1 protein-coding gene and 2 rRNA genes are annotated in these 3,595 nt (G+C 54.9%); all 3 read right to left on the reverse strand.

What is annotated here, in order from left to right; genetic code table 11:
- Positions 1–8: 8 nt before the first annotated feature.
- Positions 9–125, reverse strand: a 5S ribosomal RNA gene (gene rrf / locus ACT3SZ_RS16315).
- Between the two features lie 120 nt (positions 126–245).
- A 23S ribosomal RNA gene (locus ACT3SZ_RS16320) occupies positions 246–3,327 on the reverse strand.
- Positions 3,327–3,595 (reverse strand): hypothetical protein (locus tag ACT3SZ_RS16325; RefSeq protein ID WP_444620397.1); only part of this gene is annotated, 269 nt, incomplete at its 5' end. The genes ACT3SZ_RS16325 and ACT3SZ_RS16320, both read right to left, overlap by 1 nt.

The raw sequence follows: 3,595 nt of genomic DNA on the forward strand, positions 1-3,595 counted from the left end.
ACGTTTAATGCCGGCGGCGACCTACTCTCCCACACCCTCCCGGGTGCAGTACCATCGGCGCAGGCAGGCTTAGCTTCCGGGTTCGGAAAGGGACCGGGCGTGACCCCGCCGCTAAAACCACCGACAAACACAACAGAACAAAACACACACCCACCAACCAAGGTGGTGTGCTGTGTCGTTCCAGACACTGCACAATGGACGCGAATCAACAAATCTTACACAGCAGAATCACTCGTTACGTTAACTAATGTTATCCTCGGTCAATTAGTACCGGTCACCTCCAACACTCACATGCTGTCCAGATCCGGCCTATCAACCCCGTAGTCTACAGGGAACCTCAAACGAAACCTCATCTCGAAACAGGCTTCCCGCTTAGATGCTTTCAGCGGTTATCCCTCCCATACGTAGCCAACCAGCCATGCCACGGGCGTGACAACTGGCCCACCAGAGGTATGTCCAACCCGGTCCTCTCGTACTAGGGTCAGCCTTTCTCAAGTTTCAACGCGCACGGCGGATAGAGACCGAACTGTCTCACGACGTTCTAAACCCAGCTCGCGTGCCGCTTTAATGGGCGAACAGCCCAACCCTTGGGACCAACTCCAGCCCCAGGATGCGACGAGCCGACATCGAGGTGCCAAACCATCCCGTCGATATGGACTCTTGGGGAAGATCAGCCTGTTATCCCCGGGGTACCTTTTATCCGTTGAGCGACACCGCTTCCACAAGCCGGTGCCGGATCACTAGTCCCTACTTTCGTACCTGCTCGACCTGTCAGTCTCACAGTCAAGCTCCCTTGTGCACTTACACTCAACACCTGATTACCAACCAGGCTGAGGGAACCTTTGGGCGCCTCCGTTACTCTTTGGGAGGCAACCGCCCCAGTTAAACTACCCACCAGGCACTGTCCCTAACCCAGATCATGGGCCGAGGTTCAGATATCCAGCACGATCAGAGTGGTATTTCAACAACGACTCCACAACCACTAGCGTGGCCGCTTCACAGTCTCCCACCTATCCTACACAAACCGAACCGAACACCAATACCAAGCTATAGTGAAGGTCCCGGGGTCTTTTCGTCCTGCCGCGCGTAACGAGCATCTTTACTCGTACTGCAATTTCGCCGGGCCTGTGGTTGAGACAGCAGGGAAGTCGTTACGCCATTCGTGCAGGTCGGAACTTACCCGACAAGGAATTTCGCTACCTTAGGATGGTTATAGTTACCACCGCCGTTTACTGGGGCTTAAATTCTCCGCTTCGAACCAAAAAGGTCCTAACAGGTCCTCTTAACCTTCCAGCACCGGGCAGGCGTCAGTCCGTATACATCGACTTACCGTCTTCGCACGGACCTGTGTTTTTAGTAAACAGTCGCTTCCCTCTATCCTCTGCGACCCACACCAGCTCACAACCGTAAAGATCGATCACCAGCACGGGCCCCCCTTCTCCCGAAGTTACGGGGGCATTTTGCCGAGTTCCTTAACCACAGTTCACCCGATCGCCTTAGTATTCTCTACCTGACCACCTGTGTCGGTTTGGGGTACGGGCCGAATGTGCACATCGCTAGAGGCTTTTCTCGACAGCATAGGATCACCGACATCCCCGCAAACGGGTACGCATCACGCCTCACCCATAATGAACCCCGGATTTACCTAGGGCTCGGGCCACACGCTTACACCACAATCCAATAAGTGGCTCGGCTACCTTCCTGCGTCACCCCATCACTTGGCTACTACCAGCTCAGGTCCCACGCATCCACACAACGAGGGCCACAAAGTGACCCACACCATGCTTCAGGGCAGTTAGTATCGCTGATTCACCATGGTCGCACACACACGGGTACGGGAATATCAACCCGTTATCCATCGACTACGCCTGTCGGCCTCGCCTTAGGCCCCGACTCACCCTGGGAAGATTAACTTGACCCAGGAACCCTTGGTCATCCGGCGGATGAGGTTCTCACTCATCATTCGCTACTCATGCCTGCATTCTCACTCGCATAGCGTCCAGCACTGGGTCACCCCGCACCTTCACTCGCTACACGACGCTCCCCTACCAACCCACACCAAAAGATGTGAGTTCCGCGGCTTCGGCGGTGTACTTGAGCCCCACTACATTGTCGGCGCAGAACCACTCGACCAGTGAGCTATTACGCACTCTTTCAAGGATGGCTGCTTCTAAGCCAACCTCCTGGCTGTCTTCGCGATCCCACATCCTTTTCCACTTAGTACACCCTTAGGGGCCTTAGCCGGCGATCTGGGCTGTTTCCCTCTCGACCACGAAGCTTATCCCCCGCAGTCTCACTGCCGCGCTCTCACTTACCGGCATTCGGAGTTTGGCTGATGTCGCTAAGATGGTAGTCCCGCTAAACCAACCAGTAGCTCTACCTCCGGCAAGAAACACACGACGCTGCACCTAAATGCATTTCGGGGAGAACCAGCTATCACGGAGTTTGATTGGCCTTTCACCCCTACCCACAACTCATCCCCTCAGTTTTCAACCTAAGTGGGTTCGCGCCTCCACGACGTCTTACCGTCGCTTCACACTGGCCATGGGTAGATCACCCCGCTTCGGGTCCAGGACACGCCACTAACAACACACTAGTTAGTATTCGCTTTCGCTACGGCTACCCCACACGGGTTAACCTCGCGACGTGCCGCTGACTCGCAGGCTCATTCTTCAAAAGGCACGCCATCACCCCACAAGGAGGCTCTGACGGATTGTAGGCACACGGTTTCAGGTACTATTTCACTCCCCTCCCGGGGTACTTTTCACCATTCCCTCACGGTACTAATCCGCTATCGGTCACAACAAGTATTCAGGCTTACCGGGTGGTCCCGGCAGATTCACAGCAGATTCCACGAGCCCGCTGCTACTCGGGGACACTCGCAACCCACACACACGATGCTTTCACGTACCGGACTCTCACCGTCTACGGCAGGCCATTCCAAACCACTTCCGCTAACACCACGCGCACAGGCGGCAGGCTGACAGACCCACCACACAAGACCCCACAACACCCCACATGCAACCCCTGTCAGGTATCACACACATGAAGTTTAGCCACCATCCGATTTCGCTCGCCGCTACTCTCGGAATCACTATTGTTTTCTTCTCCTACGGGTACTGAGATGTTTCACTTCCCCGCGTTCCCTCCACACCAGCTATACATTCACCAGTGGGTGACCGTGCATAACCACGGCCGGGTTTCCCCATTCGGACATCCTCGGATCAACGCTCAGTTGGCAACTCCCCGAGGCATTTCGCAGCCTCTCACGTCCTTCATCGGCTCATTGTGCCAAGGCATCCACCGTGCGCCCTTCACAGACAACACTAAAACAAAAAGATGACTCTACAAAAATTGCATAAAATAAAGAAGATACTCGCGTCCACTATACAGTTCTCAAACAACACGACACCCGCAGCAAGCAACCACCGCACAACCAAGCACGACAGCACCACCAACAAGCGCCCACAAAAAGGAGCATGCTGCTCCAGACACCCAACACCGCAACAAAACCAAACAACCCTCGCCGACACCACATAAAGCCATGCGACTAAACAAACGATGATCCAGACATAATCTCCACCCGGATTCAACA

The sequence above is a fragment of the Corynebacterium sp. AOP40-9SA-29 genome (genome assembly GCF_052377405.1).
Lineage (GTDB): Bacteria > Actinomycetota > Actinomycetes > Mycobacteriales > Mycobacteriaceae > Corynebacterium.